Here is a 23967-nt window from a genome sequence, read left to right on the forward strand (position 1 = left end):
AATTATTGTCTATATTGCAGCCAATTTTAGAACGGTTTAACCACCACTAGAATCACAATAATGACTAAAGCAAATACGGGTACTTCATTAAACCAACGCCAAAATACATGCGACTTATATTGTGGATTATCGACCAGCTTTTTACGATAAAAACCACAGGCACCATGATAAGCGGACAATAGAATAACTAAGAAGATCTTTACGTGTAGCCAGCCTTGGGTTTTATAAACGTCCCAACCCAAAAACACCATCCATAACCCAAAAGCCCACGTCGCTATCATAGCTGGCGTCATGATGCCGCGATAGAGCTTGCGCTCCATGATAGTAAAGCGCTCTTGACTGATCTTGTCATCGCTCATTGCATGATAGACAAATAGGCGCGGCAGGTAGAAAATCGCTGCAAACCAGCACACCACGGATATAATATGTGCCGCTTTAATCCAATTAAAATAATCTGCCATGCTGAAGTCTCTTTGGTTATTTTAAGCAATGATAAACGCGGGCAAGCTTAGCGCAGATTATCTAATAATGGTAGCGTTAAGCCAAAACTACTTGTGATTGATGACCGCTCATGGCGTCCATGACAGGCACTTGCTTTGGTGCGCGAGGAGCGGCAAATTGCTTGGTTAAGCCAAGCTCGCGCATGAGTCTATCATCGCCTGATTGACTGGCGTTACCCGTGGTCAGCAGTTTGTCACCATAAAAGAATGAGTTGGCACCTGCCATAAATGCTAATGCTTGCTCAGCGTCAGATAAGCTTTCGCGACCAGCAGATAAACGTACATAGCTACTTGGACAGCAAATACGTGTCACAGCAATGGTACGAATCCACTCAAGAACTGACAATTGACCTTCTGCCAAGACCTTATCACCGATTGGCGTGCCTTGAATCGGTACCAATAAGTTGACTGGAATAGACTCTGGTGCTTTAGGCATTTTTAGTAGCTCGTGCACCCAGTCAATGCGGTCGTCACGGCTCTCACCCATACCGACGATATTGCCGCTACAGACGTTGATACCTGAGTTGCGTACGTTGGTGATGGTATCTAGACGCTCATCGTAGCTGCGCGTACTAACTACTTGCTCATAGTAGCTTCTAGACGTATCCAAATTATGATTGTAGTAATCCAGTCCTGCGTCTGCCAGTTGCGTGGCCTGATCAGTATCTAGCATACCTAGAGTCATACAGGTCTCAAGCCCTAAGGCTTTGACTTCTTTGACCAGCTCGACCACATAAGGCATGTCTTTGGCACTAGGGTGCTTCCATGCTGCGCCCATGCAAAATCGTGATGAGCCAGTAGCTTTTGCGCGTTTGGCAGCGGCAATCACCTTGTCCACCTCTATGCGCTTCTCAGCGACCAGCTTGGTTTTATCGCGGTGATGACCGGATTGTGAGCAGTAGCCGCAATCTTCAGGGCAGTTGCCAGTCTTGATAGACAACAAGGTGCTGATTTGTACTTCATTGGCATTGAAGTTCTGACGATGTATGGTTTGCGCTTGTAATAATAAATCCATCAATGGCAAATCGAACAATTGGGCAATTTGCTCGCGACTGTATTTGCTGGCAGTGGCTTGTGTGGCATCGGTCGTTAGTGATGCTAAAAAATCGTTGTCATTGCTATTAGCGTTGTTATTTGGCTCTGTGATATTAAGCAGTGCTGACATAATATAAATCCTTTTATAAAGATATTAGGCATGGTCATAGAAGATAAACATCGGATGTCGCTCATCTGATTTAATTTTTTAGTAGTACTATCTACAATAAAAAAGGTTGCGCTATAGTATAGCGCAACCTTTTTAGAAAATCAGAAACTAGCGAAGCAGTCATTCAGCTATCAGTAACAGCTAGCTAGCTATCGCTTCTGATTATTCGATTATTTACCCAACTTGTGCTTAGCAACGCCGACCCAATGGTTGGCAAGTTTTTGTGCTTTATAAGCATATGGCTTGGCTTTTTGGATATAAGGTTTACATTCTTCTGGAATGGCTGGCACGATATGCTTAGCAAGTTTATTGAACCACATCATTAGGCTGTAATCGCCTTCGATGCTTAAGTTGCCTTCTTGTACGGCAGTCATAAAGGCAGGAAGGCTACCTTTAGTTAAAAGCTTAACGCCTGTCATAGAGTCTTTAAAATTGATAGTCAGGTCAGCTTCTTTAGCATGACCACTATGTTGGCTAAATTCACCATTATCAAAGCTATAATAACGTGCCACATCTGCTTCAGTGCTAGCAAGCTCAATGATAACCTTACGATCTGCAAGTATTTTTTTAACATCTTCATTATCGCTATCAGCTAGCATCGACAAACGATAACCAATCACAGCTAATAAAACATCTAATGGATCAGACTTAATATCCAAAACCGGTACAGTAAACATAGACAAACTCCTAAAAAATAAGACGCAAATAATGCGTACTTTATAACAATTTTTGTGACAAATATATAAGTAGATTATAAACGATTGCTAGGTGTCAATTCTTTAGGAGTTACGTAGAGAGCCTTAAGTATCTTGTAACATTCGATGACAGCAATATGATAACGCAGGGTTTAATGAAAGCGTGGCTGATAGTCGTCGTCATAGACGGGTGTATGCTCAATATAGCGCGCTGCTTGTAGCTCACGCTCTTGTACCATACCGCGACTGACATCCTCATAACGTAACGCTCGATATAAGACCCATGCGCCCAAAGGCAGCCAACTGATACCCATAGCAATTACATAATTGTGCCATTCTGACCATAAGAACCAATGTGTCACTAAACTATGAATCATTTCTACGGCTAACCAGTATCCCATGCCACCAAACAAATACCAAAGCAACCAGCGCTGTGATGACACAGCAATGGCAACAACTGCGATTAAAAATAAACCATAGCCCAATATGGCACTTGTACTCAACGCCTCGCTACCAAATGTAGAAAATATTGTTAATAACATTGTTCATCTCGCTCTTCATAAGGTGAATTCCAACAAGGCTATTATGGAAGTTTGTAGCAGAAAGCTAAAGCCTCTGAAGGCGACTTTGCGACAACAGCTGACGTTTGATTTTTTAAAAGTGTTTAGCAAAATAAATGGTAAATCTTACAGTTTTAGACAACAAAAAAACGCCTTAATATGGGCGCTTTTTTTGATGGTAAGATTTAATATAGTGAGTTCAATATAGAAGAGTTATGTTAAGAATAGCATTATGCTGGTATAAATTTCTCTCGCTTGCTGTGCGCTTTGCACTCCAGAGGCTTCGTAAAATTTATTCCAGCAGTACTGTATTCTTTTTAAATTGAATCGACTATAGCAAGAGTAGACAGATACTAAGGGCGAGGGCTACGGCGACCCCAAAGCGATAAGGCAGTCACTAGAATGGCACCTAATAGCATCAAGCTCAAGGTCGTTAACCACTCTGCGCCGGTAGGGTAATGCCATGGCATGACGTTATGGATGGCTTCACTATTTAATGTCCCTAGGGCATCTGTTTTCCAAGGCCAGACTTTGACTAACGAGCCTGCGATAAAGCCGATAAGTAGCGCTAAAGTTGCTTGATAATAACGAGACAATAACCATTTTAGCACACGGGTAAAGAGCAATAATCCCGTTGCCATGCCAGCGACCAATGTAAAGATAATAGCAAAGTTTAAAGTATGAACCGCTTCGAGCACCGTATCATAAGCACCCATCAACAATAAAATAAAAGATCCTGAGATGCCTGGTAATATCATCGCGCAAATAGCGATAGCACCGGCAACAAACAAATACGGCAAACTTGGGGTCGTATTCATCAGAGGCAAGCTGCTAATAATAACGGCGCTGGCTACTCCAAGCAGGAACAATAGCGCCCGTCCGATATTCCAGCGCTTAATCTCACTTAATAACAGAAAAACAGTGGCAATGACCAAACCAAAAAAGAAAGACCAAATCATTAAAGGCTGATTGTCTAATAAATGCTTAATAACACCGGCAAGCGTTGCAAGGCTAGTGGCAATACCCATCAACAAAAACAATAAAAAAGTAGCATCGACTTGTCGCCATACTGCAATTAAACCTTTGATACCACCCTCTTGGCGAAAGACCTGCCAAAGATTGGGACCCACACTGCTCAAAGCGTTAATTAAGCGCTCATAAATACCTGCAATCAATGCAATCGTACCACCAGAGACGCCCGGTACAATGTCAGCCGCGCCCATTGCCAACCCTCGCACATAGACACCCAGTAATTCCTTGGGGCTATTTTTATAAATCGGGCTGCTTTCGTCAGCCGCAGGTTGGTTATCTAACTGGGTGGAAGATGACTGGGCATCTGGCCGTGGTGATTGTGATGCCGTCATGGACAATCCTTTTTATTGGACAAGATAAAGTTACTGGATAAGATAAAAGTGGCAATATGAAATGACAATCGCGTATGGCAGTATAGTAGCGCCAAAAAACACTGTAAAGCAGAGAATAAACCATAAAAGCTGGACCAATTAAAATGTATCAGCCCAGCTTTTGGTTCGATATCTTTTATAATTAGCTAAACTTTGCTGCGTTCACTGCTGCGTACAAATGCAGGATAGCCTAGCGCATAGAGCACCCCTTCAAGCCCTGTGACATTCACAGCGGCATCGGCGCGCGCTTGTACGATAGGTTTGGCATTAAAAGCCACGCCCAAATCGGCCAGTGCCATCATCGGTAAGTCATTGGCGCCGTCACCGACACAAACCACTTGAGACATCGTAATACCTAGGCGCTCAGCCGTATGGGCGACAATAGCCGCTTTTTTAGCACCATTAACGATAGGCAACTGTATATGACCGGTGACTTCACCTTCTTCGATATCCAATGAGTTGGCGTGTACTTCATCAATACCCAATTGCTCGGCGATATAGCGAGCGAAGTACGTAAAGCCACCTGATACAAGGACCGTATGATAGCCCAAAGCTTTTAGAGCGCTAATGGTGGCCAAGGCACCTGTTGATAATGTTAAGCGACTGCAAATTTCATCAAGCACGCTGGTTGGAATACCTTGTAATAACGCCACGCGCTGCGCAAAAGATTCATCAAAATCCATCTCGCCCCGCATGGCGGCTTCAGTGATGGCTTCTACTTGCTCGCCAATACCTGCCGTTTTTGCCAGCTCAACGATGACTTCTTGTTCAATCAACGTAGAGTCCATATCAAAGCAGGCAAGCTTATGAGTGCGCAGCATATGACCGACCGATAAGATATGACAATCGACGACATCCAAATGATCGCTTACGACGGCGTTTTGAGCGTTGTTATAAGCTTCAGTCAAGTCGCGACGCAAACGCGTGGTCAATTGGTCATCAATGATATGTGCGGCGGCAGTTTTTTTGGCAGGATGCATCAGGGTATCAGTCACGGGCACCAATAAATAACGGAACACTTGCACATCGATAAATGAGCGTTTGGCAAAAGGTTGCGCCGTGTCTACATCAGCAACTTCAACATCTACAAAATTGGCATCCGCATCTTCTGCAACCGTGACCAGATGCCAATTTGGCTGCTCATCAACCCATGATTGCACATATTGGTGGATATCAAGTGAAGATACATGCGTCGGCAATACCACAATCAAAGCAAAAATAGGCAAGGATTGTAGTGCATCAAAATCCTGTAAATTGGTACCCTCTGGTAATAACGAGGCCACGGAATCAACCGCCTGTTGCCATGCTTTGCTGTCTTTTGGTAACGAGTAAGAGGTATTGTTTGGCATCGCTCAATTGTCCCTTGTATGCTGATATAAGATTAGGAATAATAACAGCTTTAGTAAGCAGCGACTATAGATGAGACGCAAAGTATCAGTAGCAAATAAAACAGCAAATAAAACGGCGACTGTTGCAAAAAAATCTCCGTAAAATTGAAATGACTCATTACAAAAAAATTATGATACTCGCTAACGCCATAACCCTTACTATGGTGATATAGTAGATGTCAATGAGTGGGTAAGTGAGCCGTAAATACTGCTTAAATGCTTGCGCCACACATAATTGCACAACATAACTACTGTACGATAGCAGCGTTACATAATCAGTCTTATAAAAAAAGATTATTTAGACAATGCGGTATTGAATTGAACAAATATAGCTGCATACTCTTGCAAAAATGAGCGAATGAGCAATAGCCTCGTTTTTTAACTCCATTTATCCAAAAAAGTTTCCCATATCATGACCTATTTAGCGCCGCGGCAAGGGTTGTTTGCCATCATTCTTCTGGTTAGTTTTTGTTTGCAAACCCTATTATTGGTCATCAGTACCGATCAACAGCTGAGCAACAGTCGTGCGCAAAAAGGCGAGCAAATGGTTGCTCAGCTCATTGATGAAGCGCGCCTGTCTTTAGAAAATAAAGACCGCGTCAGCTTAAGCGTTATTGCCAATCGCTATACCAGCGAACAAGACGTGACTCGCATCCTGATTAAAGACAATAATGGCGATATCTTGGTGCCTGTCGGCAATGCGCCGATGCAGCAGGGTGATACCATTAGCCAAATTGCAACCAAAGGCGATGCAGTCATCGGTAGTGTGGCATTGACTCTAAAGGATATTAGCAAGGGTGAAATCATCGCCATGCAATGGCCATTTGTGATTGGTTCGATGGTGCTGCATTTATTGCTGTGGCTGATTTACAGCTATATCGCTCGTCCAACCAGAGAGCAAATCAACGCCATCAGCCGCGATGTTCAAGACTTGCATCGTGAGCAATATACGCAGCTTGATCAGCGCGGTTATGCTCGTGAGCGAGAACGTCGTCAATCAATGTCTGCTGCTGATGGTGATAGTGGTGAGACAGGTACTAGCCAAAGTGATCGTTTGGTCCATGATGGTCAATCTAATGGTCAAGCAGCTGCCAGTACAGCGTATAACCAGCAACCTAATACGCGTAAATTAGATATTCATAGTGCTGTCAATCAGTATGTCAGAACCCAGCAGAATCAAGATTCGATGCTCGATGATAATACTAACGGTACAACTGCGGATACGGCCAGTAATATGACAGACAGTGATGTCAATGATATTACGGCTTATAAAGCTGAAGACAGTAGCCAGCATGCTAACAATCATGTCTCTCGATTGTCTGCTACCAGGGCATTTGATAGTGTCAGTGTCCAGATTGTCTTTCATGATGAGTTCAATATGCTTGAGCGCTTGGCACCGTCTCAACGTCTGCCGTATTTGGCACTCTGTACGCAGCTACTAAACCAAGCGGTGACTGAGTTACTGAAACAGCCATTGTTGTTGGGTGTAAGCGCAATCAATGAACCACACTTTGATGAAAGTGGTGCTTATGTGATGCTTAAAGCAGAGAATAGCCATGCAAAAGTTGCATTGGCAGGCGTGATGCTAGCCAAGCTATACTTGATGCTGAATAAAATTATTCATGATAAGCATATTGAGCTGTCACGATTTGCTCTGCCAGCCAAAGCTGGTGTGAGTGACAATGCCCAAGTCGATGCCATGACGCATCTGCTAGATAGCGTCGGCAAAAAAGAGCAGATGCTGATTTTATTGCCGAATGGTGGTCTTAAACAAATCAGTCATCATGTACAAGTACAAAGCGTCATGCGTCCAACGACGGTTTATGAGCGTGAGTGCGCGATATTCGATGGTGGCAATGATGCGATGATTCAGCGTTTGGCCGATGTGCGTAATGCGGTATTGATGATCGATGACTCAGAAGAGTAGGATTAGATACTCTATTTAACTTGCAGAAATTGTCTACAATTGCCTGCGCGATAATGACCAATAGTGTCTTGTTGTTGACTTGTAAATGCGTCATAGTAATAAAAAGCATTGACAAGGCTTAATAGAGACTTTATAAGGCATATATATATTGATAACTTTTCAGTAATTTTGCCAAAAAAGATAGGAGTTGGTCATGAGTGATGCTGATATTGATGACGATTTTGATGATGATTTCGTTGATGATGATGATGCAAAGATGGTTGAAGAAGCAGAGACGAGTGTACGTACACGCTTAAGTAGCCTTGAGAAGCGTCGTCTAATTGATAATCTGCTAGAAGAAAAACGTTTGGCTAAAGAGCTAAAGGATGATCTAGACGATATCGATAATTTTGATGAAGATGGCGATGATTGGGATGATGACGAACTTTAATTCGTCATCGCTATAATAAGGTTATCACGCAAATATTTTGCGAATAATTTTTAAGTGTTGATTTGCACTCTTATGGCTATTAGCTAACCATCGTTAACTAATTATCCTAAGTGTGCTGTGCTAAGCTGGTTGGGTTCTGATTTTGATAGTATCAATAGTGAACAGCACCTATTTAACCAGCTATTTCTCACAGCTGTACTTTAGCAATGATTGATTTAAAAAATCTTTGGGTAGATTGACTTATTCAAGATAATCGTCATCTTTATACCTCTCGTTATTTTATATAACCCTTATTTATTGCGCATGACGCAATCCATCTTTTAAGGACAACGACACCATGACCAACCAACTTAGTTTCGATGAACTACTCGATTATTTAGACAACGAAGAAAGCGCATTTGTACTTGATAGTGTTGCGACTCATGGTTTTTTGACTGCGACCGTTATTGGGCGTCCACTGCCTAATTGGTTAGAAGCACTGTTTGAAGATAATGTGAGCGAGATTCCAGCAAACGTGATTGATGGTATTCAGCGCTGGCGCGAGTCGATCATCGCTGAGCTAAAAAACGAGACGCCTATTGAGCTACCGTTTGGTGAAGATGCGGGCAATGAAGAAGTGGCGGTCGATTTTTCTGATGATTCAGATATCGTTGCTTGGTCGATTGGCTTTGTGGATGCAATGTATGGTGATGAAGCCAGTGATTGGATGGAAAACGAAGAGACCGCAGAAGATGTGGCCGTTTTGACCTTGCCGATGATTGTACTGAGTGGTATCGATGATGAAGACCCTGAGCTTGCTGAGATGCGTAAAGACCAAGATAAAATGGTACAAATGGTAAACAGCATCGAAGGCAACTTAACTGAGCTGTTTTTGTTGTTCCATACTAACGACTAAAGAGTTTGCTCAATATAAATTATTTGAGCAATGTGCTTTTTAATGCGTTTTAAAGTATCGCGCTTTTATCTTGAACGGGCGATACGTTTTTATCATTCTGTAAGTCACTAATTCTGTAGGTTACCAATAAGGCTGTACTATGACTGTCCAACTCTCCAATCTTGAGCACTTGCCCAACTATCAGATTACTGAGCGCTTGGATGTGGTATACGGCAGTACCGTGCGCTCAAAGCATGTTGGTAAAGATTTATTTGCGGGTCTAAAAAACATCGTAGGCGGTGAGCTCACTGCCTATACGGAGCTGTTAGAAGAATCGCGTCAAGAGGCGATTGATCGTATGATCGTCAAAGCTGAGGCGTTGGGCGCTGATGCAGTGGTTGGACTGCGTTTTTCGACCTCTAGTATTGCGCAAGGTGCCTCTGAGCTATTTGTTTACGGTACAGCGGTCAAAGCCGTACGGATGCCACAACAGCCTGTCTATCAATCAACGAATCAACCGCCGAATCAGTCATCAAATCATCATTCTCAACATGAAGAACCTGTGGCGTCAGTTGCTCAGCCTTCAACAGTAAAGTCACCTGATGATTTACCACGCTTTAATCCTTTTGGTGAATAAGACTACGCTCAAGTACTGACAGGTAGCCTTTTTGATGATAAGAGACGTTTCATGAATCAATCGTTCAGCCAAATGTTGATGAACTATGCGCCGCTGCTGGTCTTATTTATAGTTGGCTGGTTTTTTGGTGCGCGTCATGAGCGTCAGCATTTGGCAAGATTGACTATTGCCGAAGCTGAGTTGAGCCATATTATTGTCTCAAGTGAGCGTTTTTATGTACCAAAACTGGTCTCACAGTCTGAGGGTGAGTTGGTGCTTGGTAGCGTCGTTATTGCGCAGGATTATTTTAAAATGGTCATTGCCAAAGTGCTGAGTTTCTTTGGTAAAAATCTCACAACCTATGAGACCTTGCTTGATCGCGCCCGCCGTGAAGCTCTAGTACGTATGCGCGCCCAAGCGCAGGCGAAAGGCTATAATCATATTTATGGTTTGCGTCTTGAAGTCAGTAACATCAATCAATTGGGTAGTATGGTCGAAGCGATCGCTTACGGTACGGCAGTGCTTAGTACTGAAAATTCTACTAAAGCGCCCAATAACGCTTTCAGCAATACTCCTGCCAAAATCTCAATCAATACTTCCAAAATATAACTTCTTGTACCGTCATAGCTATTTAACTAAAAGTATTTAACGCCAATTATTAAAATCCAAATTATCCAAAAGCTCACGTTAAACACTCTCATTTAATCTCATTACAATCCCTTTTATTCCTACTCAATCTCTATATTCTGCATTTGACTGGCGAGTTGTTGAATAAAACAGCTAAACCTAGCTTTTGCCCTATATACTCCCCTTATTAATTCTTAATTATTGTTGATAGTTAGCAATAGCATGCTATGAGATATGCTATAAAAGAATGGTTTAAAACGGGTGATGTCCGTTATCTATAAGCATTAGCAGGTAGTGACAAGCGTATTAGCAAGGATTGCTAATCAGGCATCATTGAATCATTATAAATTGACCTAGCAATAGGTCTTATCTACAGGGATGTAGTTATGGAAAGTCTGGCTCTAGTCACCTTAGTAAATAGCGTTGTTATTCCTATTTGCTTGTTTTTAATCATGATGGGTATGGGTTTGACCCTTATTACCAATGATTTTAAACGGGTATTAAAATACCCAAAAGCCGTTGGTATTGGCTTGACCAATCAGCTGATACTGTTGCCAATTATTGGCTTTGCCCTAGCTAATATCATGCCATTACGCCCAGAATACGCCGTCGGAGTTATGCTCCTCGTTCTGTGTCCGGGCGGCACTACCTCAAACTTATTTACCTATTTGGCTAAAGGCGATGTGGCGCTGTCGGTGACGATGACAGCGATTGCCAGCGTTATTACGGTATTTACCATTCCCATTGTACTGAGTTTTTCATTGATTTATTTTATGGGCAGCGGTAGTGAGTTTGAATTGCCGGTAGTAAAAACCGTGCTTACCTTAGTGGTACTGACGATTGTACCTATTAGCATTGGGATGCTGATTAAACGCTACGCACCAAAAGTCGCCGATCGCTCACAAGTCTATGTGTCTCGATTTGGGGTGATATTTTTAACGTTTTTAGTGCTGTTTTTGTGTTATGTACAACGCGATATCATTGTCGACGCCTTTATCGCTACCGGCCCTGTATCGGTATTATTAAACGTCTCAACCATGGCGCTCGGTTATTATAGTAGCAAATGGTTCGGTCTTAACTTAGCGCAAAGGACTTCGGTGACGCTAGAAGTCGGTCTACAAAACAGTACCTTGTCGATATTTATGGCATTAACGCTATTATCTAACTACGATATGTCGATGATGCCAGCTATTTATACCTTGGTAATGTTCCTAACGGCAGGCATTTTGGTGCGTATATTTAGCGCTCGGCACAATAAGCTGAGAAAGTCTGAGATAGAAAGTAGTGTGTTGGCAGCGCGTATGCTGTAAGCGGAAATGTGTGGTTTATCATAATTAAGCACTCACAATTGCTCGATTATAATTTTTTAGTTATAAAGCTGCATAACCGCTTTCGATATAGTCAGTGCTAAATAAAATAAGTACAAAGGTTATAAAGGGCTACTGTGGTAAATTTTCCTTGCTTGCTGTGTGCTTTGCACGCCAGAGGCGGCGTAAAATTTATCCCAGCAGCCCTGTACTACTTTTAAATGGAATTGATTATAGTTAACGTCGGTTATGGAGTTTTAGCGTGAGATTTAAAAATACGGTGCTGATTATCTCTAGTAAGGTCCACGGATATTGTTTTTTGCCTCTAGCTTATCCTTAGCTGTTTCTTCCTTTACTTTGGCTAATTCAAATAGGAAGGTACGGTTTTTAAGTATCGCGACAAACACCACGCCGCCGACGGTATTGCCGACCAACACCACGGCTAAAAACAGCAAATAACGGCCCAAGCTGACGGTATTGCCATAGAGCAAGGCTGAGAATACTTCGATATTACCCACGATACTATGATGCAAACCCAAAAAGCCGATACTGCCAGTAATAAGCGTCACCAAGACGATGCGGCTAAGGGTATCGCGCGCTGAGGTCACAAGCCACGCGGTGACGCCCATCATCCAACCTGCCAAGATGGCACTGCCAAATATTACCCACCATCTAAACCCTAAGATATGCTCGGCGTAAATATCAATGTCGCTGACGCTAAATAGCTGCATATTTAAACCTAAACCTATCATTAATGCCGCAAATAAACAGCCACCAACGACGTTGCCAGCGATGACAATGCCCCACAGGCGTAGCAGCTTATTGAGAGGTTCGATTTTATTGAGCACAGGTAGGCTTAAGAGTGAGGTTTGTTCGGTAAATAATAGCGACTGACCGATGACGACGATGATAAAACCAATCGGGTAAAGTAGGGAGGCGAGTACAACCGCATAATGGCTCGGTAGCACGCCACTCAAAAGCGCAAAAGCCGCTAAAATCATAAAAAAGCTGATGCCAATCTCAAGGCCAGCGGTAAAAGCACTGGTAAATAGTGAGCCAAGTGAGCGCTCAAAAGTTTCTCTGGCATCCATCACTTGCTCAACTAAGATACTGGCATAGCTTTTTGCTTGACTTAAATTGTCATCATTAGCGACTTTTTTGATGGTTTCTTGGTCTTCTTTGCTAATATCCTCAGAGAAGTCTTCGTATTCCAATTTTTCTTTTGCATTAGTGTCGTCTGGCGTATCCGCATCGCTAATATCTTTATTATTATTACTAGATGGATGATTAGCGCTCTCATCAATCAAGCGCTTATCATCTATCTTGTCAGCTTTAGAGTGGCTGCTATTGTTATAAGTGTGCTCAGTATCTTGGGACACAGTTGGCTCGCTATTTATCGGGCTATCATTTTAGGATAAAAACGCCATTTATTATGCTATACGATAACTATATAAGTTCTCGCATCACCTGTATTTTATAACACGACTGGGATTTATTTTGTGGGAAGTTCAGCCGATTGGAGTTGTTTATTGGTGTTTTCTGCTATTTGCTGGTGTTAGGGGCGCAATGACGCGCTGTAAGGCTGATAAATTGCCTTAGCATCTAACAAAATCTGGCTATCTGCGTTAAAATCACTCTATTCATTATTTTCCCTATTTTTAACGTATTTATTTGACCACATTCATTATCAACAATAAGATCACCCTATTATGAGCACTTCTGATATTCAAAGCAGCAAAACTAACCTGACCCAATCTATCCAAGCGGCCTTAAGCCAACTTGAAAACGCCTATAATCCTTCGGAAGTCGAAGCAGGCATGTATCAGGGCTGGGAAGAAAGCGGCTATTTTCAGCCGACTTTTGACAAAGACGAGTCATTTTCTATCGCACTACCACCGCCGAACGTCACTGGCTCGCTGCACATGGGTCATGGTTTTAACAATGCAATCATGGATGCGCTCACCCGTTATCATCGTATGGATGGCGACAATACGCTGTGGCAACCAGGTACGGATCATGCGGGTATCGCCACCCAAATGGTCGTTGAGCGTCGTTTAGAGGCGCAAGGTATCAAGCGACGTGATATGACGCGTGAAGACTTCATCGATAAAGTATGGGAATGGAAAGAAGAGTCGGGCGGCAATATCACTAGCCAAATTCGCCGTTTGGGCAGCTCGGTTGACTGGTCGCGTGAGCGCTTTACCATGGATGATGGTTTGTCTAATGCGGTAAAAGAAGTGTTCGTCCGTCTATTTGATGATGGACTTATTTATCGTGGTAAGCGTTTGGTCAACTGGGATCCAAAATTCCAAACCGCATTGTCTGATTTAGAAGTAGAAAACCACGATGAAAAAGGCAGCCTGTGGCATTTCCGCTATCATTTCACGGATAAAGATTTAACGACCCAAGATGGTAAAAACTATCTGGTCGTTGCCACCACACGTCCCGAAACCTTATTGGGTGATACCGCTGTCGCAGTCAATCCTAGCGATGAGCGTTATGCACATTTAGTCGGTAAAACCATTACCTTGCCAATCACTGGTCGCGTCGTGCCTATCGTTGCTGATGATTATGTCGAAAAAGACTTCGGTACGGGCTGTGTCAAAATCACCCCAGCGCATGATTTTAACGATTATGAATTGGGTCGTCGTCATAGCTTGCCATTAATTAATATTCTTGATGAGCGCGCCAATATCTTAGCAGCGATGGAAGTCTATCCTGATCTGCAAACGCGTGAGCCAACGTTAGAGACCACGCCAAGCGAGTATGCAGGACTTGAGCGTTTTGCTGCGCGTAAGTTCCTTGTAGAGCAAGCAGGCGAGCAGGGCTGGCTAGAAGATATCGAAGACTATGCACTCAAAGCCCCGCGTGCTGAGCGTGGCGGTACGATCGTTGAGCCATGGTTGACCGATCAGTGGTATGTCGCGGTCAAAGAGCTTGCCAAGCCTGCGATTGACGCGGTAGAAGACGGTAGCATCGAGTTCGTCCCTGCACAGTACAAAAACATGTATATGTCGTGGATGACCGATCTGCAAGACTGGTGCATTAGCCGTCAGCTCTGGTGGGGACATCGTATCCCTGCATGGTATAACGATGCGACGGGTGAAATCTATGTGGCGCGTGACGAAGCAGAAGTGCGTAGTAAATATAGTCTCAGCGATGATATCGTATTGCGCCAAGATAATGACGTGCTCGATACGTGGTTTAGCTCTGGTCTATGGACGTTCAGTACGCTTGACTGGGCAGACGCCAACGCCGATCCACGCGTGATGGACACCTTTCACCCGACCAGCGTGTTGGTGACGGGTTTTGACATTATCTTCTTTTGGGTTGCCCGCATGATCATGATGACCATGCACTTCGTGAAAAACGAAGATGGCACGCCGCAAGTACCGTTTAAGACCGTCTATGTGCATGGTCTGGTACGTGATGGTAATGGTCAAAAAATGTCAAAATCGAAAGGTAACGTCTTAGATCCGATTGACCTAATCGATGGTATTGATCTAGAAGCGCTGGTCGAAAAACGCACCAGCAATATGATGAATCCAAAAGATGCAGCCAAAATTGAAAAGCAAACGCGTAAAGAGTTTCCAGAAGGCATCCCAGCCTTTGGTACGGATGCACTGCGCTTTACCTTTACATCCTTAGCCAGTACCGGTCGCGATATCAACTTTGATCTAAAGCGTGTCGAGGGCTATCGTAACTTCTGTAATAAAATCTGGAACGCCAGCCGTTTTGTACTCATGAACTGTGTCGATAGCGAAGGTGCTGCCAAGCCTATCGACCAAGCGGCAAACCCTGACGTTTGGGAATTGCCAGAAAAATGGATCATGAGTCGTCTGAACTCTACCGTTGCCGATATCCATCAGCATTTCGCTCAGTATCGTCTCGATATGGTCAGCCAAGATATCTATGAGTTCATCTGGAATGAATACTGTGATTGGTACGTTGAGCTTGCCAAAGCCAGTCTAAATGATGACTCGGTGTCTGACGAGCGCAAAGCGCAAATCCGCTATGTACTGCTGCACGTGCTAGAGACGGCGTTACGCTTTAGCCATCCAATCATGCCGTATCTGACCGAGCAAATCTGGCAGACGGTGGCACCGCTACTGAATCGCAAAAACACCGATAGCATCGTGGTCGCTGACTATCCAAAAACGGATGAGGCACAAATCAGTGAGCAGGTTGAGGCGGATATGGCGTGGCTACAGGAGCTAATTGCTAGCGTCCGTAACATCCGTGGTGAGATGAAACTGGGTAATGCCGTACGTCTGCCAGTGCTACTACAAAATATCTCTAGCGATGAAGATGCGCGTCTGTCACGTATCAAAAACCAGTTCAAAGCGCTTGCCAAAGTCGAGAGCTTGGAAACCGTCAAAGAAGGCGATGAAGTGCCATTGTCATCATCAAGTATGGTCGGTCAGTTACGTGTACTCGTACCGATGAAAGGTCTGATTGATCCAACGGCTGAGCTAGCACGTTTAGGTAAGTCATATGATAAGTTGAAAGGTCAAGCCGAAGGCATCGCGCGTAAGCTCGGTAATGAAGGCTTTGTTAGTAAAGCACCTGCGGAAGTGGTCGATGCTGAGAAAGCAAAATTAGCTGAGCTTGAAGGTCAGCTGACCGCGATGACGACGCAGATGGAAGAGCTAAAGGCGTTGTAGGTTATAATCTGCAAGCCTTACTCACTCTGACAACACTATGGCTTATGATGAGATTTATCATAAGCCATATTTTTAACTTATTAACGTTGTTCATAATCGCCTTTTTGTTAATCAACAAGTAGCAACCAACGCTATTCATAACACCTTATTAACACTGGAATTAACTTATAGATAGTATTTGTTTCAAGCTGGTCATTATCGTTTTGCTACTGGCTATCCCTGGCTATTTTTTCTATCGTAGCAAGGTCAATGACTCTCCCAAATACCGACAGCTCAAGACCTATACCAATATCGACTACGATAGGGAAAATTACTTTGAGAGTCGCTTTAAGAGCACGCTATTATATGTAGCGACTTTGGGTAATCATGAACACTCAATCAAGAGTAGATACTCCTACGATAATACCTATGAGCAATATAGCTTTATCTTCAATAAAGTCACTGAACTACAAGAGCGCATCAACCTAGGCATCGTGAAATTAGAGCAAAATATCGCTGCAATGATAAAAGAGCTAAAAGTTAGCAGTCGCTTAGTCACTGATCCGGCACTCATAAAAGTAGTCATAGAAGCGCTCAAAAACACCGACAAAATCGACACCCACGTTGATACTATCGATAGCCTCGGCTTTACCAAAGTCGCTCGGCTAAAAAAACTGGTTTCCCTCATTCTCGGTCTTCACTGGCATTATGGCTGGACTGCTAACCATCATGGTGATTTGGTTCTTACTGTTAGCCTTGGGCGGTAGCGGTACGACTCTGATGAGCTATCTAATAGTGCTGGCGATTATGATAATACCGATAGTTGCATTTTCAGCCTCTAAATCTCGTGCCAATACACAGGCATTTCAGCAGCAAGATAAAGCGCTGATAGAACGTATCAAAACTATTTTAGATAACTCAGAAAAGCTAGAAAATACTATTATCCTGCTTAATACCAATAATAGAGAATTAGAGTCTTATTTAAACCAGCTGGCTAGTATGAATCGAGAAGTAACCGCAGCGCTTTATAAGAATAGTGCTTATATTAAGGCGGCAAGGAAGTCGAAGGCGTTATTTAAAAAAGATGCGTATAGTGAGGAAGAGAATGCGCTATCGGGTCGGATTGATGGGTTGAGAAGGGAAGTAGCGATTAGTCAGTTGTTGGGTTAAAAAGATTGATAAATTCATTAGGCAATAATTAAGTATATGAAAAAATTATGAGCTTTATAAAAGAGTAGATTGCCAGCTGTAGCATTTATATTCGAATTAGTTTATATTGATTATTTAATCTACAGCTATGTTTTTAATTATATTAAAAATAAATTATAAATTAAGGGTTAGTAATGGGGTTCTATATAAGCGGAATAGAAATAAATGGTTTTTGGAACAGATATACAATTAAATGTAAATTTAATGAAGATTTAAATATAATCATTGGTAAAAATGGTTCAGGTAAAACCACACTGATGAGCATTTTGATTAATATCCTTAATGTTGATTTAAGGTCTATAGCTAAAAATGATTTCAAAAAGGTAATTATAAGGCTTAGTAATGGAACTTTATCAAGAACTATTAAGGTAAATAAAGAGCTACTAGATAATGAAAATAATACTTATAAAGTAGATTATCAACTATCAAATAAAAAATATACATTTTATATTTCTGATAATTATAGAAATTTTATTGGTAGAAGCATGATGAATAGAGGTAGTAATCATCAACTTTTAAAGCAGAAAGTGAGTGAAATAATTAAACTAAGCTCTCTTTCAGTCTATAGGTTAAGGAACGAAGACGAAAAAAACTTAGAAAGCGAAGGCGAAATAAAAGTTGTTTCATCTGTAGACCAAAGATTATACGAAATCATGCAAAGACTAGTAAGCTTTCAGCTTGAGCTATCCAACAATGCAACTGTAGTTTCTGATGAATTAAAGAAGAACGTGCTTTTATCTGTACTATATGATAGCTCTAAAATTGATAGTAAGTATAGTATTGAATTTGATAAGCAGTCAGAAACAGAAATGCTTAGAAAGGCATTTAAACAACTTAATATATTAGATAAAGCCACTGAAAAAAAGATAAAAATTCATGTTGATTCTATCAATGATTTAATGAGTAAGTATAATAAAACACGTGAAAATATAGAGTTAGATAATAATGAGAGTGAGCATGAAGTAATGCTTCCTCAGCTGTTAGCTTCCTTTGAATCAATTAAAAAATCGAGAAACGTATTTAAAATGTCTTACAAGGCAGAAGAAGAGAAAAAAGAAATATTTAGTCCGGTTAATGATTTTATTAAACTGATAGAAGACTTTATCGAAAATAAAAAATTCAAAGTAGATAAAAATGGACTAAATGTTATAAATAAAGATAATGATGAAGTGGATATATATAAATTATCTTCTGGTGAAAAGCAAATAATAATATTATTAGCTGAAGCATTACTAAATAAAGGTAAGAACAATATATATCTAGCAGATGAACCTGAGTTGTCTTTACATATTGATTGGCAAAGAAAAATAATACCTTCTATTAAAAAATTGAATCCCGATTCCCAAATAATTGTAGCTACTCATTCACCAGAAATAGCAGCATCAAATAGAAACAAAATGATTAGTATGAAAGAGATATTCCATGACTGATACTCTCGATTACTCTCCTGAAGCATTAGACATTCGTAACGAATTCTTTGAAGTAGATGCAGTTATATACGTAGAAGGTGTTGATGATGAAAAATTCTGGCCAGAAATTTTTGATTTATTCTCGAATAAAGTTTTTAAATTTGAAAGTGTACAGGGTAAGCCCGAGTTGTTGAAGGTATTTGAGATATTAAAAGAGAATAATTCGAGATTTCTTATTGCTACTGATTCAGATTACTCTATCTTTTTTGAGGAAAGCTTCGATCATCCAAATGTTATTAAAACGTATGGACATTCGATTGAGAATACACTCATTCAAAAAGATTCTATACTACAAGTTTCTAAATTATCAAGTATTAAAAATAAAACGGAGTTAAATTCTGAATATAAAATATTTGCATCTAGTATTGACTTGATAGTAGATGAGCTACTAACTCATGAAATATATTGTTGTGAAAATAATATAAGTAGCGTTATTGGTAAAAGATTTGAAAAATTTTCAAAAGCTAGAAGTGGATATGTTGTTGATAATAAGCTTGTAGATTCATTTAAAACAAGTTGCTCTTTAATGGAAGAAGAAAAATACAAAAAAGAAGTAAATTCAGTGGTTGAAAAACTTAAATATACATCTTTAGATATAGTTAACGGTCATTTATTAATATCTGGGCTTTTAAGATTTATAAAGTTCAATTCTAATGGATTTAGATCTAGCTTAAATATATCGAATGATTCACTGCTAATTATCCTACTGGCAACCTTAAAAAATATTTTTAACTCTAAGCATCCTCATTATAGCTATTATGAGAATGAAGTAAAAAAATTAGCACTCGTAGTAGATTCTTTTAGCCAATAGAAAGTAGTTTTTAATATGAATCTAATAGTCTTCTATGCTAAGTTATATTATAAATTTTAGACATATCTTCTCTTTATTAGAATATATTATTTTTCCCTACTCTAAGAACACTAATCATGAACTATCTAACTACTGGACAACGCTTATCCTTAAGCAATCTAGAAATTGATGATACTACAGTGATCACATTCAAATTCACTCGTCAGAGTCCAATCGAGATGGATATCAGCTGCTTTGCCTTAGACGCAGCGGGCAAGCTGATCAATGATGATTACATGGTGTTTTATAATCAGCCAACCTCACCATGCGGGCAAATCAAGCTCACCCATTATGAGTCGCAGCCAACGGCGAATAAAGGCATCCAAGCCGAGTTTGAGGTCAACTTATCCAAACTGGCTACTAATATAGACAGCTTGTTTTTTGTGTTATCAGCCGACACGCCGCTGAATCAAATTCAATCGTTAGAGATTGGCATTTGGCAGCAATCACAAAAAGCACAGGCAGCGTATCAAGCAGCAGACTTTGCCCAGCAGCAAGCCAGTATGCTGATGCAGCTTTATCGTAAGAGTGGCGTGTGGCGAGTATCTAACGTCGCGCAAGGCTTTAATGGTGGGCTTGCCGCCATCGTGCAGCACTTCGGTGGCGATGTAGAAGAGAGTAGCCCACAAGCAGCAGATACGACCGCCACGCCAGTTCAAGCAAAACCGTCATTAGAAAAGGTCATGCTAGACAAAGCCCCAAAACTCGTTAATCTGGCCAAAAAAGCCGCGATATCGCTTGAAAAACGCCAATTGCAGCAATTGACGGCGAAAGTAGCACTGGTGCTAGATGCCTCAGGCTCAATGAATAGACAGTATAAACAAGGCCGCGTTCAAGAAGTGGTCAACCGCATATTGCCATTGGCAGTAAGCTTCGATGACGACCAAGCGTTAGACTGCTGGGCGTTTGCCCGAGATCCGCAGTATTTGGGCGAGATTGGACTGAGCAACTATGACGGTTTCATTGACAACGCTCATGGCGGCTGGCGCAAATGGGCACTTGGCCCGCGCATCAACAATGAAGCAGAGGTCATGAAAGCCGTGACGGAGTTTTATCAAAAAGACGGTTTGGATGTGCCTATCTACGTATTATTTATCAGTGATGGCGGGGTGAATGACAATCGCGGTATCGCCAGAGTCATGACGGAAGCGGCGAAACTGCCGATATTTTGGCAGTTTGTGGGCTTGGGTGGTCGTGGTTATGGCATCCTAAAAAAACTAGACGACATGGCAGGGCGCGTGATTGATAATTGCGACTTTTTTGAACTCGATGACTTGGATGATATCAGCGAAGAAGCGTTGTATGAAAACATGCTAGAAGAGTTCCCAAGCTGGTTAAAAGAAGCTCGTAAGATTGGATTGATAACATCATAACTGAGGAGTAACCGCCATGTTCACTGTGAAAACAACATCAACTACAAAAGCCCTCACTTTAAGTGCTTTGTTTTTAAGTCTAAGCGCTTGTGTCTCTTTACCTACCAATGAAAACACCTTAACAGATGCTGATCTCATTCGAGCTGCCCAGCAAAAAGAATCAGCACCAACGGAAGGCGCGCAGCAGAGAATCATCGGCATACATAACGGTATCGAAGTAGTCAAATCCTTTCAGTGCTCAGACCTCTGTCCGCAGAATACCTTGCGCGTGATTTATTATGACGTACCTACCAATGCCACTTGTGACAGTATCGGCGGTGTGACCAAATCCATATTAGTACCCATCGCCATTACCGTAATGCCAAAAGAATACTGTTTTCCAAAGGCAATCGCAGACTACTGGGAAAGCTATCCTGCCAAACCATTGTGAATAACGACCGATATTTACCTAACTGCTAAACAAGCTACGTATCGGTAGCAAAACCGTGCAAAATCAGTCTTGAACCTAGGTTTCAATTTCTTTATCTTTGATAACTTATATAGGTAGTCCATACCTGATGACCTAATGTCTCACACTGACTGATAAAACTATCATGACTCAATTAAAAAAATCTTTTTATTACCGACCCAAGACCAATCAACATAACAATCCAACGGTGCGTTGGATGTTTTTGATATTTGGTTGGTTGTTTTTTGCCTTGGGTATCATTGGCGTATTATTACCTGTCATGCCGACCGCACCTTTTATCTTACTAGCGGCAGGGTGCTGGGCGCGTAGCTCACGACGCTTTCATTTTTGGCTGATTAATCATAAATATTTTGGTAAATTCGTCCGAGATTGGGAAGATCGCCATGCTGTACCTTTATATGGCAAGTGGCTAGCGACGATAATGATGGCAATTTCAACAACAATGTTATTTTTTAACATTCCTGCAGATATGATGTGGGTAGCTTGGCTGGTAGCCACGGTCTGTACTGGGGTAGCGGTCTATTTGTTCCGTTTGCCAAATGCCTAAAATGCGTTGATTTTAGGGCGAAAAACAGCCAAAAAGCGGCTTTGGTTACATGAAATCTAAGATAATACTTGCGAAAATGGGATCTTGCCCTTATAATACTTCCAAGCTTAAGAGCAGTTCTGCACCAAATCATTACCTCGTAGTATTAGTTATAATCCTTCGTTTTAATATTTATCGTTCAGTAGCTATTTGCAAGCGTTACCGGTCACTAGACCATTAATAAATTTAAAAGTAGGATTATCAATATGTCAGATACTCAAAAAGGTACAGTTAAGTGGTTCAACGAAGCTAAAGGCTTTGGTTTTATCGCTCCAGAAACTGGCGCAGACGTTTTTGCTCATTACAGCGAAATCACTGGTTCAGGCTTCAAAACTTTAGCTGAAGGCCAAGAAGTTGAGTTCACTGTAACTCAAGGTCAAAAAGGCCCACAAGCCCATAACATCGTTGCTATCTAATCTGTCTTTATAGACGCTTAGAGCAAGATGAAAAAAAAGCGAACCTTCGGGTTCGTTTTTTTTCGTCTGTCATTTAGTATTAGATAAAACAATATAGTCAGTGAAAAGTAATATCGATACATCACGCACTGCTGATATCAATTTTTCTTGCTTGCTGTGCCTATGCAGACAGAGGCTACAAAAAATTGATATCGGTAGTATCGTAGCGTTTTTAGGGTATTTTGACTATATATTAAAAAGGCCTCCGACTATAAATAGTTGGAGGCCTTTTTTTAAAGAGTGTGGTGAGTCTATCAGATAGAGCTAATACCAATATTAATCAGACCGCCACCAATGATTAACCAAGCAAACGTAATAGCACCCAAGATCAGTGGCTTCACGCCAGCTTGCTTAATGGCGCTTAGATGAGTCGTCAAACCTAGTGCAAACATCGCCATGGTGAGCAGCACATCGTCTAGCATGACCATACTACGCTCAAAGCTTGCGGTCATCGGCACCCAAGTGTGCAGTAAGACGATGGTAATAAATATAAAGGCAAACCAAGGGATTTTGACTTTTTTAATACGGCTCATAAATGAAGCACTTTCACCATTTTTACTACAGCCTTTGGTCAGAGCAAAAGACAATACCAGTAAAAAAGGGGCAAGCATCATGACCCGTATCATCTTGGTGACAACCGCTGTGTCACCCACTTCGGGACTGACGGCGTTACCAGCGACGACGACTTGCGCTACTTCATGAATGGTGGAACCCGTATAAATCCCGTACTGCTGAGCATTTAGCCAAGGTTGCAACCAACCAATATGGTATAAAAACGGATAGAGCAGCATCGCAACCGTACCAAATACTACGACCGTTGCGACTGCGATAGTGACTTTATGTGCTTCTGCTTTGACGATTGGGTCGGCGGCGATGACGGCGGCAGCACCGCAAATACTGGCACCTGAGCCTATCAATAGCACGGTTTGTTTATCGACTTTTAATAATTTGGTACCTATCCAAAAGGTCAATAAAAAGGTTGAGGTGAGCACCAGCGCATCGCTCATCACTGCTGGTAGACCCACACTTGATACTTGTGTGAGGGTTAATTTAAAACCATAAAACATAATGGCGAGTCTTAAAATCTGCCCTTTAGCAAAACAAACCCCTTCATTTAAACGCTCAGAAAAATTGGTATAGACCGTATTGCCAAGTATCATCCCGATTAAAATCGCCAGCGTCAGTGATGACAGTCCTACGATGCGCCCATTTGTCCATATGTTTACACTAGTATTGAGCCATAAACAAAATAAACTGCCAATCAGCACGACGATGAGCCCTGCTAGATGGCGGCTGCGTGGAAAATAGTTGTTCACTGATTGGGTCAAGGCGTACATGACTGACTGTCCTATTATCTATAATCGAAATAAGCATAAGCTTAT

The 23967-nt window shown here is 41.7% G+C and carries 23 protein-coding genes; 15 read left to right on the forward strand and 8 right to left on the reverse strand.

Annotation, left to right across the window (positions count from 1 at the left end; all coding sequences use genetic code 11):
- Positions 1-26 precede the first annotated feature (26 nt).
- The 6 genes from hemJ to serB form a co-directional block, all read right to left on the reverse strand.
- On the reverse strand, positions 27-461 hold the full coding sequence (hemJ, locus tag OEG80_RS01790; protein WP_011514464.1) for a protoporphyrinogen oxidase HemJ: 435 nt from the start codon (positions 459-461) through the stop codon (positions 27-29).
- 76 nt (positions 462-537) lie between these two features.
- A complete protein-coding gene (bioB, locus tag OEG80_RS01795; RefSeq protein WP_263241467.1) occupies positions 538-1665 on the reverse strand; it encodes a biotin synthase BioB in 1128 nt (375 codons plus the stop codon).
- Between the two features lie 209 nt (positions 1666-1874).
- Complete coding sequence (locus OEG80_RS01800; RefSeq protein ID WP_011514462.1) at positions 1875-2381, reverse strand: hypothetical protein; 507 nt, start codon at positions 2379-2381, stop codon at positions 1875-1877.
- A gap of 170 nt (positions 2382-2551) precedes the next feature.
- Positions 2552-2941 (reverse strand): AciT family ciprofloxacin tolerance protein, encoded by a 390-nt coding sequence (gene aciT / locus OEG80_RS01805; RefSeq protein WP_181209628.1) that lies wholly within the window; start codon positions 2939-2941, stop codon positions 2552-2554.
- A 371-nt stretch (positions 2942-3312) separates the two neighbouring features.
- A complete protein-coding gene (locus tag OEG80_RS01810) occupies positions 3313-4323 on the reverse strand; it encodes a DUF368 domain-containing protein (protein ID WP_263241469.1) in 1011 nt (336 codons plus the stop codon).
- A gap of 185 nt (positions 4324-4508) precedes the next feature.
- Positions 4509-5711 carry a phosphoserine phosphatase SerB gene (serB, locus tag OEG80_RS01815; RefSeq protein ID WP_263241470.1) on the reverse strand — a complete coding sequence of 401 codons (1203 nt, stop codon included), beginning with the start codon at positions 5709-5711 and terminating at the stop codon, positions 4509-4511.
- Positions 5712-6162: 451 nt separating this feature from the next.
- Here serB and OEG80_RS01820 point away from each other — a divergent pair, with 451 nt between their 5' ends.
- The 6 genes from OEG80_RS01820 (at position 6163) to OEG80_RS01845 (ending at position 11534) form a co-directional block, all read left to right on the forward strand.
- Positions 6163-7677 carry a hypothetical protein gene (locus tag OEG80_RS01820; RefSeq protein ID WP_263241471.1) on the forward strand — a complete coding sequence of 505 codons (1515 nt, stop codon included), beginning with the start codon at positions 6163-6165 and terminating at the stop codon, positions 7675-7677.
- Between the two features lie 193 nt (positions 7678-7870).
- A complete protein-coding gene (locus OEG80_RS01825; RefSeq protein WP_011281113.1) occupies positions 7871-8107 on the forward strand; it encodes a PA3496 family putative envelope integrity protein in 237 nt (78 codons plus the stop codon).
- Positions 8108-8444: 337 nt separating this feature from the next.
- Complete coding sequence (locus OEG80_RS01830; RefSeq protein ID WP_020444290.1) at positions 8445-9002, forward strand: UPF0149 family protein; 558 nt, start codon at positions 8445-8447, stop codon at positions 9000-9002.
- Positions 9003-9141: 139 nt separating this feature from the next.
- A complete protein-coding gene (locus OEG80_RS01835) occupies positions 9142-9618 on the forward strand; it encodes a YbjQ family protein (RefSeq protein ID WP_263241472.1) in 477 nt (158 codons plus the stop codon).
- A gap of 51 nt (positions 9619-9669) precedes the next feature.
- A complete protein-coding gene (locus tag OEG80_RS01840; protein ID WP_263241473.1) occupies positions 9670-10206 on the forward strand; it encodes a YbjQ family protein in 537 nt (178 codons plus the stop codon).
- Positions 10207-10610: 404 nt separating this feature from the next.
- On the forward strand, positions 10611-11534 hold the full coding sequence (locus OEG80_RS01845; protein ID WP_020444287.1) for a bile acid:sodium symporter family protein: 924 nt from the start codon (positions 10611-10613) through the stop codon (positions 11532-11534).
- Positions 11535-11824: 290 nt separating this feature from the next.
- Here OEG80_RS01845 and OEG80_RS01850 read toward each other — a convergent pair whose 3' ends face one another.
- Positions 11825-12910 (reverse strand): formate/nitrite transporter family protein, encoded by a 1086-nt coding sequence (locus tag OEG80_RS01850; RefSeq protein WP_133104784.1) that lies wholly within the window; start codon positions 12908-12910, stop codon positions 11825-11827.
- A 330-nt stretch (positions 12911-13240) separates the two neighbouring features.
- Between OEG80_RS01850 and OEG80_RS01855 the strand changes: the two genes are divergently transcribed.
- The 9 genes from OEG80_RS01855 to OEG80_RS01895 all read left to right on the forward strand — a co-directional run bounded on the left by OEG80_RS01855 (position 13241) and on the right by OEG80_RS01895 (position 22546).
- A complete protein-coding gene (locus OEG80_RS01855) occupies positions 13241-16195 on the forward strand; it encodes a valine--tRNA ligase (RefSeq protein ID WP_263241475.1) in 2955 nt (984 codons plus the stop codon).
- 203 nt (positions 16196-16398) lie between these two features.
- Positions 16399-16941: a hypothetical protein gene (locus OEG80_RS01860; protein ID WP_263241476.1), complete on the forward strand. Its 543-nt coding sequence runs from the start codon at positions 16399-16401 to the stop codon at positions 16939-16941.
- Positions 16883-17344, forward strand: a complete 462-nt coding sequence (locus tag OEG80_RS01865; protein ID WP_263241477.1) for a hypothetical protein — start codon at positions 16883-16885, stop codon at positions 17342-17344. Before OEG80_RS01860 ends, OEG80_RS01865 begins: the two co-directional genes overlap by 59 nt.
- 173 nt (positions 17345-17517) lie before the next feature.
- Entirely contained in the window at positions 17518-18813 is a 1296-nt protein-coding gene (locus tag OEG80_RS01870) for an AAA family ATPase (protein ID WP_263241478.1), read from the forward strand.
- Complete coding sequence (locus tag OEG80_RS01875; RefSeq protein WP_263241480.1) at positions 18806-19663, forward strand: DUF4435 domain-containing protein; 858 nt, start codon at positions 18806-18808, stop codon at positions 19661-19663. The genes OEG80_RS01870 and OEG80_RS01875 overlap by 8 nt, the downstream gene beginning before the upstream one ends.
- Before the next feature lie 116 nt (positions 19664-19779).
- Positions 19780-21075 (forward strand): VWA domain-containing protein, encoded by a 1296-nt coding sequence (locus OEG80_RS01880; protein ID WP_263241481.1) that lies wholly within the window; start codon positions 19780-19782, stop codon positions 21073-21075.
- Between the two features lie 16 nt (positions 21076-21091).
- Complete coding sequence (locus OEG80_RS01885; protein WP_263241482.1) at positions 21092-21505, forward strand: hypothetical protein; 414 nt, start codon at positions 21092-21094, stop codon at positions 21503-21505.
- A gap of 163 nt (positions 21506-21668) precedes the next feature.
- A complete protein-coding gene (locus tag OEG80_RS01890; protein WP_011514448.1) occupies positions 21669-22091 on the forward strand; it encodes a YbaN family protein in 423 nt (140 codons plus the stop codon).
- Between the two features lie 245 nt (positions 22092-22336).
- Positions 22337-22546, forward strand: coding sequence for a cold-shock protein (locus OEG80_RS01895; RefSeq protein WP_010201661.1), 210 nt, complete (start codon positions 22337-22339; stop codon positions 22544-22546).
- A gap of 293 nt (positions 22547-22839) precedes the next feature.
- On the opposite strand, the gene OEG80_RS01900 is transcribed toward OEG80_RS01895, so the two are convergent.
- Complete coding sequence (locus OEG80_RS01900; protein ID WP_263241484.1) at positions 22840-23922, reverse strand: YeiH family protein; 1083 nt, start codon at positions 23920-23922, stop codon at positions 22840-22842.
- Between the last annotated feature and the right edge of the window lie 45 nt (positions 23923-23967).

The sequence above is a fragment of the Psychrobacter sp. SC65A.3 genome (assembly GCF_025642195.1).
GTDB classification, from domain to species: Bacteria; Pseudomonadota; Gammaproteobacteria; order Pseudomonadales; family Moraxellaceae; genus Psychrobacter; species Psychrobacter cryohalolentis.

What these genes read in the sequence shown, in the direction of transcription:
- hemJ (WP_011514464.1), bottom strand. Translation starts at nt 461, where the DNA reads ATGGCAGATTATTTTAATTGGATTAAAGCGGCACATATTATATCCGTG.
- bioB (WP_263241467.1), bottom strand. Translation starts at nt 1,665, where the DNA reads ATGTCAGCACTGCTTAATATCACAGAGCCAAATAACAACGCTAATAGC.
- OEG80_RS01800 (WP_011514462.1), bottom strand. Translation starts at nt 2,381, where the DNA reads ATGTTTACTGTACCGGTTTTGGATATTAAGTCTGATCCATTAGATGTT.
- aciT (WP_181209628.1), bottom strand. Translation starts at nt 2,941, where the DNA reads ATGTTATTAACAATATTTTCTACATTTGGTAGCGAGGCGTTGAGTACA.
- OEG80_RS01810 (WP_263241469.1), bottom strand. Translation starts at nt 4,323, where the DNA reads ATGACGGCATCACAATCACCACGGCCAGATGCCCAGTCATCTTCCACC.
- serB (WP_263241470.1), bottom strand. Translation starts at nt 5,711, where the DNA reads ATGCCAAACAATACCTCTTACTCGTTACCAAAAGACAGCAAAGCATGG.
- OEG80_RS01820 (WP_263241471.1), top strand. Translation starts at nt 6,163, where the DNA reads ATGACCTATTTAGCGCCGCGGCAAGGGTTGTTTGCCATCATTCTTCTG.
- OEG80_RS01825 (WP_011281113.1), top strand. Translation starts at nt 7,871, where the DNA reads ATGAGTGATGCTGATATTGATGACGATTTTGATGATGATTTCGTTGAT.
- OEG80_RS01830 (WP_020444290.1), top strand. Translation starts at nt 8,445, where the DNA reads ATGACCAACCAACTTAGTTTCGATGAACTACTCGATTATTTAGACAAC.
- OEG80_RS01835 (WP_263241472.1), top strand. Translation starts at nt 9,142, where the DNA reads ATGACTGTCCAACTCTCCAATCTTGAGCACTTGCCCAACTATCAGATT.
- OEG80_RS01840 (WP_263241473.1), top strand. Translation starts at nt 9,670, where the DNA reads ATGAATCAATCGTTCAGCCAAATGTTGATGAACTATGCGCCGCTGCTG.
- OEG80_RS01845 (WP_020444287.1), top strand. Translation starts at nt 10,611, where the DNA reads ATGGAAAGTCTGGCTCTAGTCACCTTAGTAAATAGCGTTGTTATTCCT.
- OEG80_RS01855 (WP_263241475.1), top strand. Translation starts at nt 13,241, where the DNA reads ATGAGCACTTCTGATATTCAAAGCAGCAAAACTAACCTGACCCAATCT.
- OEG80_RS01865 (WP_263241477.1), top strand. Translation starts at nt 16,883, where the DNA reads ATGGCTGGACTGCTAACCATCATGGTGATTTGGTTCTTACTGTTAGCC.
- OEG80_RS01870 (WP_263241478.1), top strand. Translation starts at nt 17,518, where the DNA reads ATGGGGTTCTATATAAGCGGAATAGAAATAAATGGTTTTTGGAACAGA.
- OEG80_RS01875 (WP_263241480.1), top strand. Translation starts at nt 18,806, where the DNA reads ATGACTGATACTCTCGATTACTCTCCTGAAGCATTAGACATTCGTAAC.
- OEG80_RS01880 (WP_263241481.1), top strand. Translation starts at nt 19,780, where the DNA reads ATGAACTATCTAACTACTGGACAACGCTTATCCTTAAGCAATCTAGAA.
- OEG80_RS01885 (WP_263241482.1), top strand. Translation starts at nt 21,092, where the DNA reads ATGTTCACTGTGAAAACAACATCAACTACAAAAGCCCTCACTTTAAGT.
- OEG80_RS01890 (WP_011514448.1), top strand. Translation starts at nt 21,669, where the DNA reads ATGACTCAATTAAAAAAATCTTTTTATTACCGACCCAAGACCAATCAA.
- OEG80_RS01895 (WP_010201661.1), top strand. Translation starts at nt 22,337, where the DNA reads ATGTCAGATACTCAAAAAGGTACAGTTAAGTGGTTCAACGAAGCTAAA.
- OEG80_RS01900 (WP_263241484.1), bottom strand. Translation starts at nt 23,922, where the DNA reads ATGTACGCCTTGACCCAATCAGTGAACAACTATTTTCCACGCAGCCGC.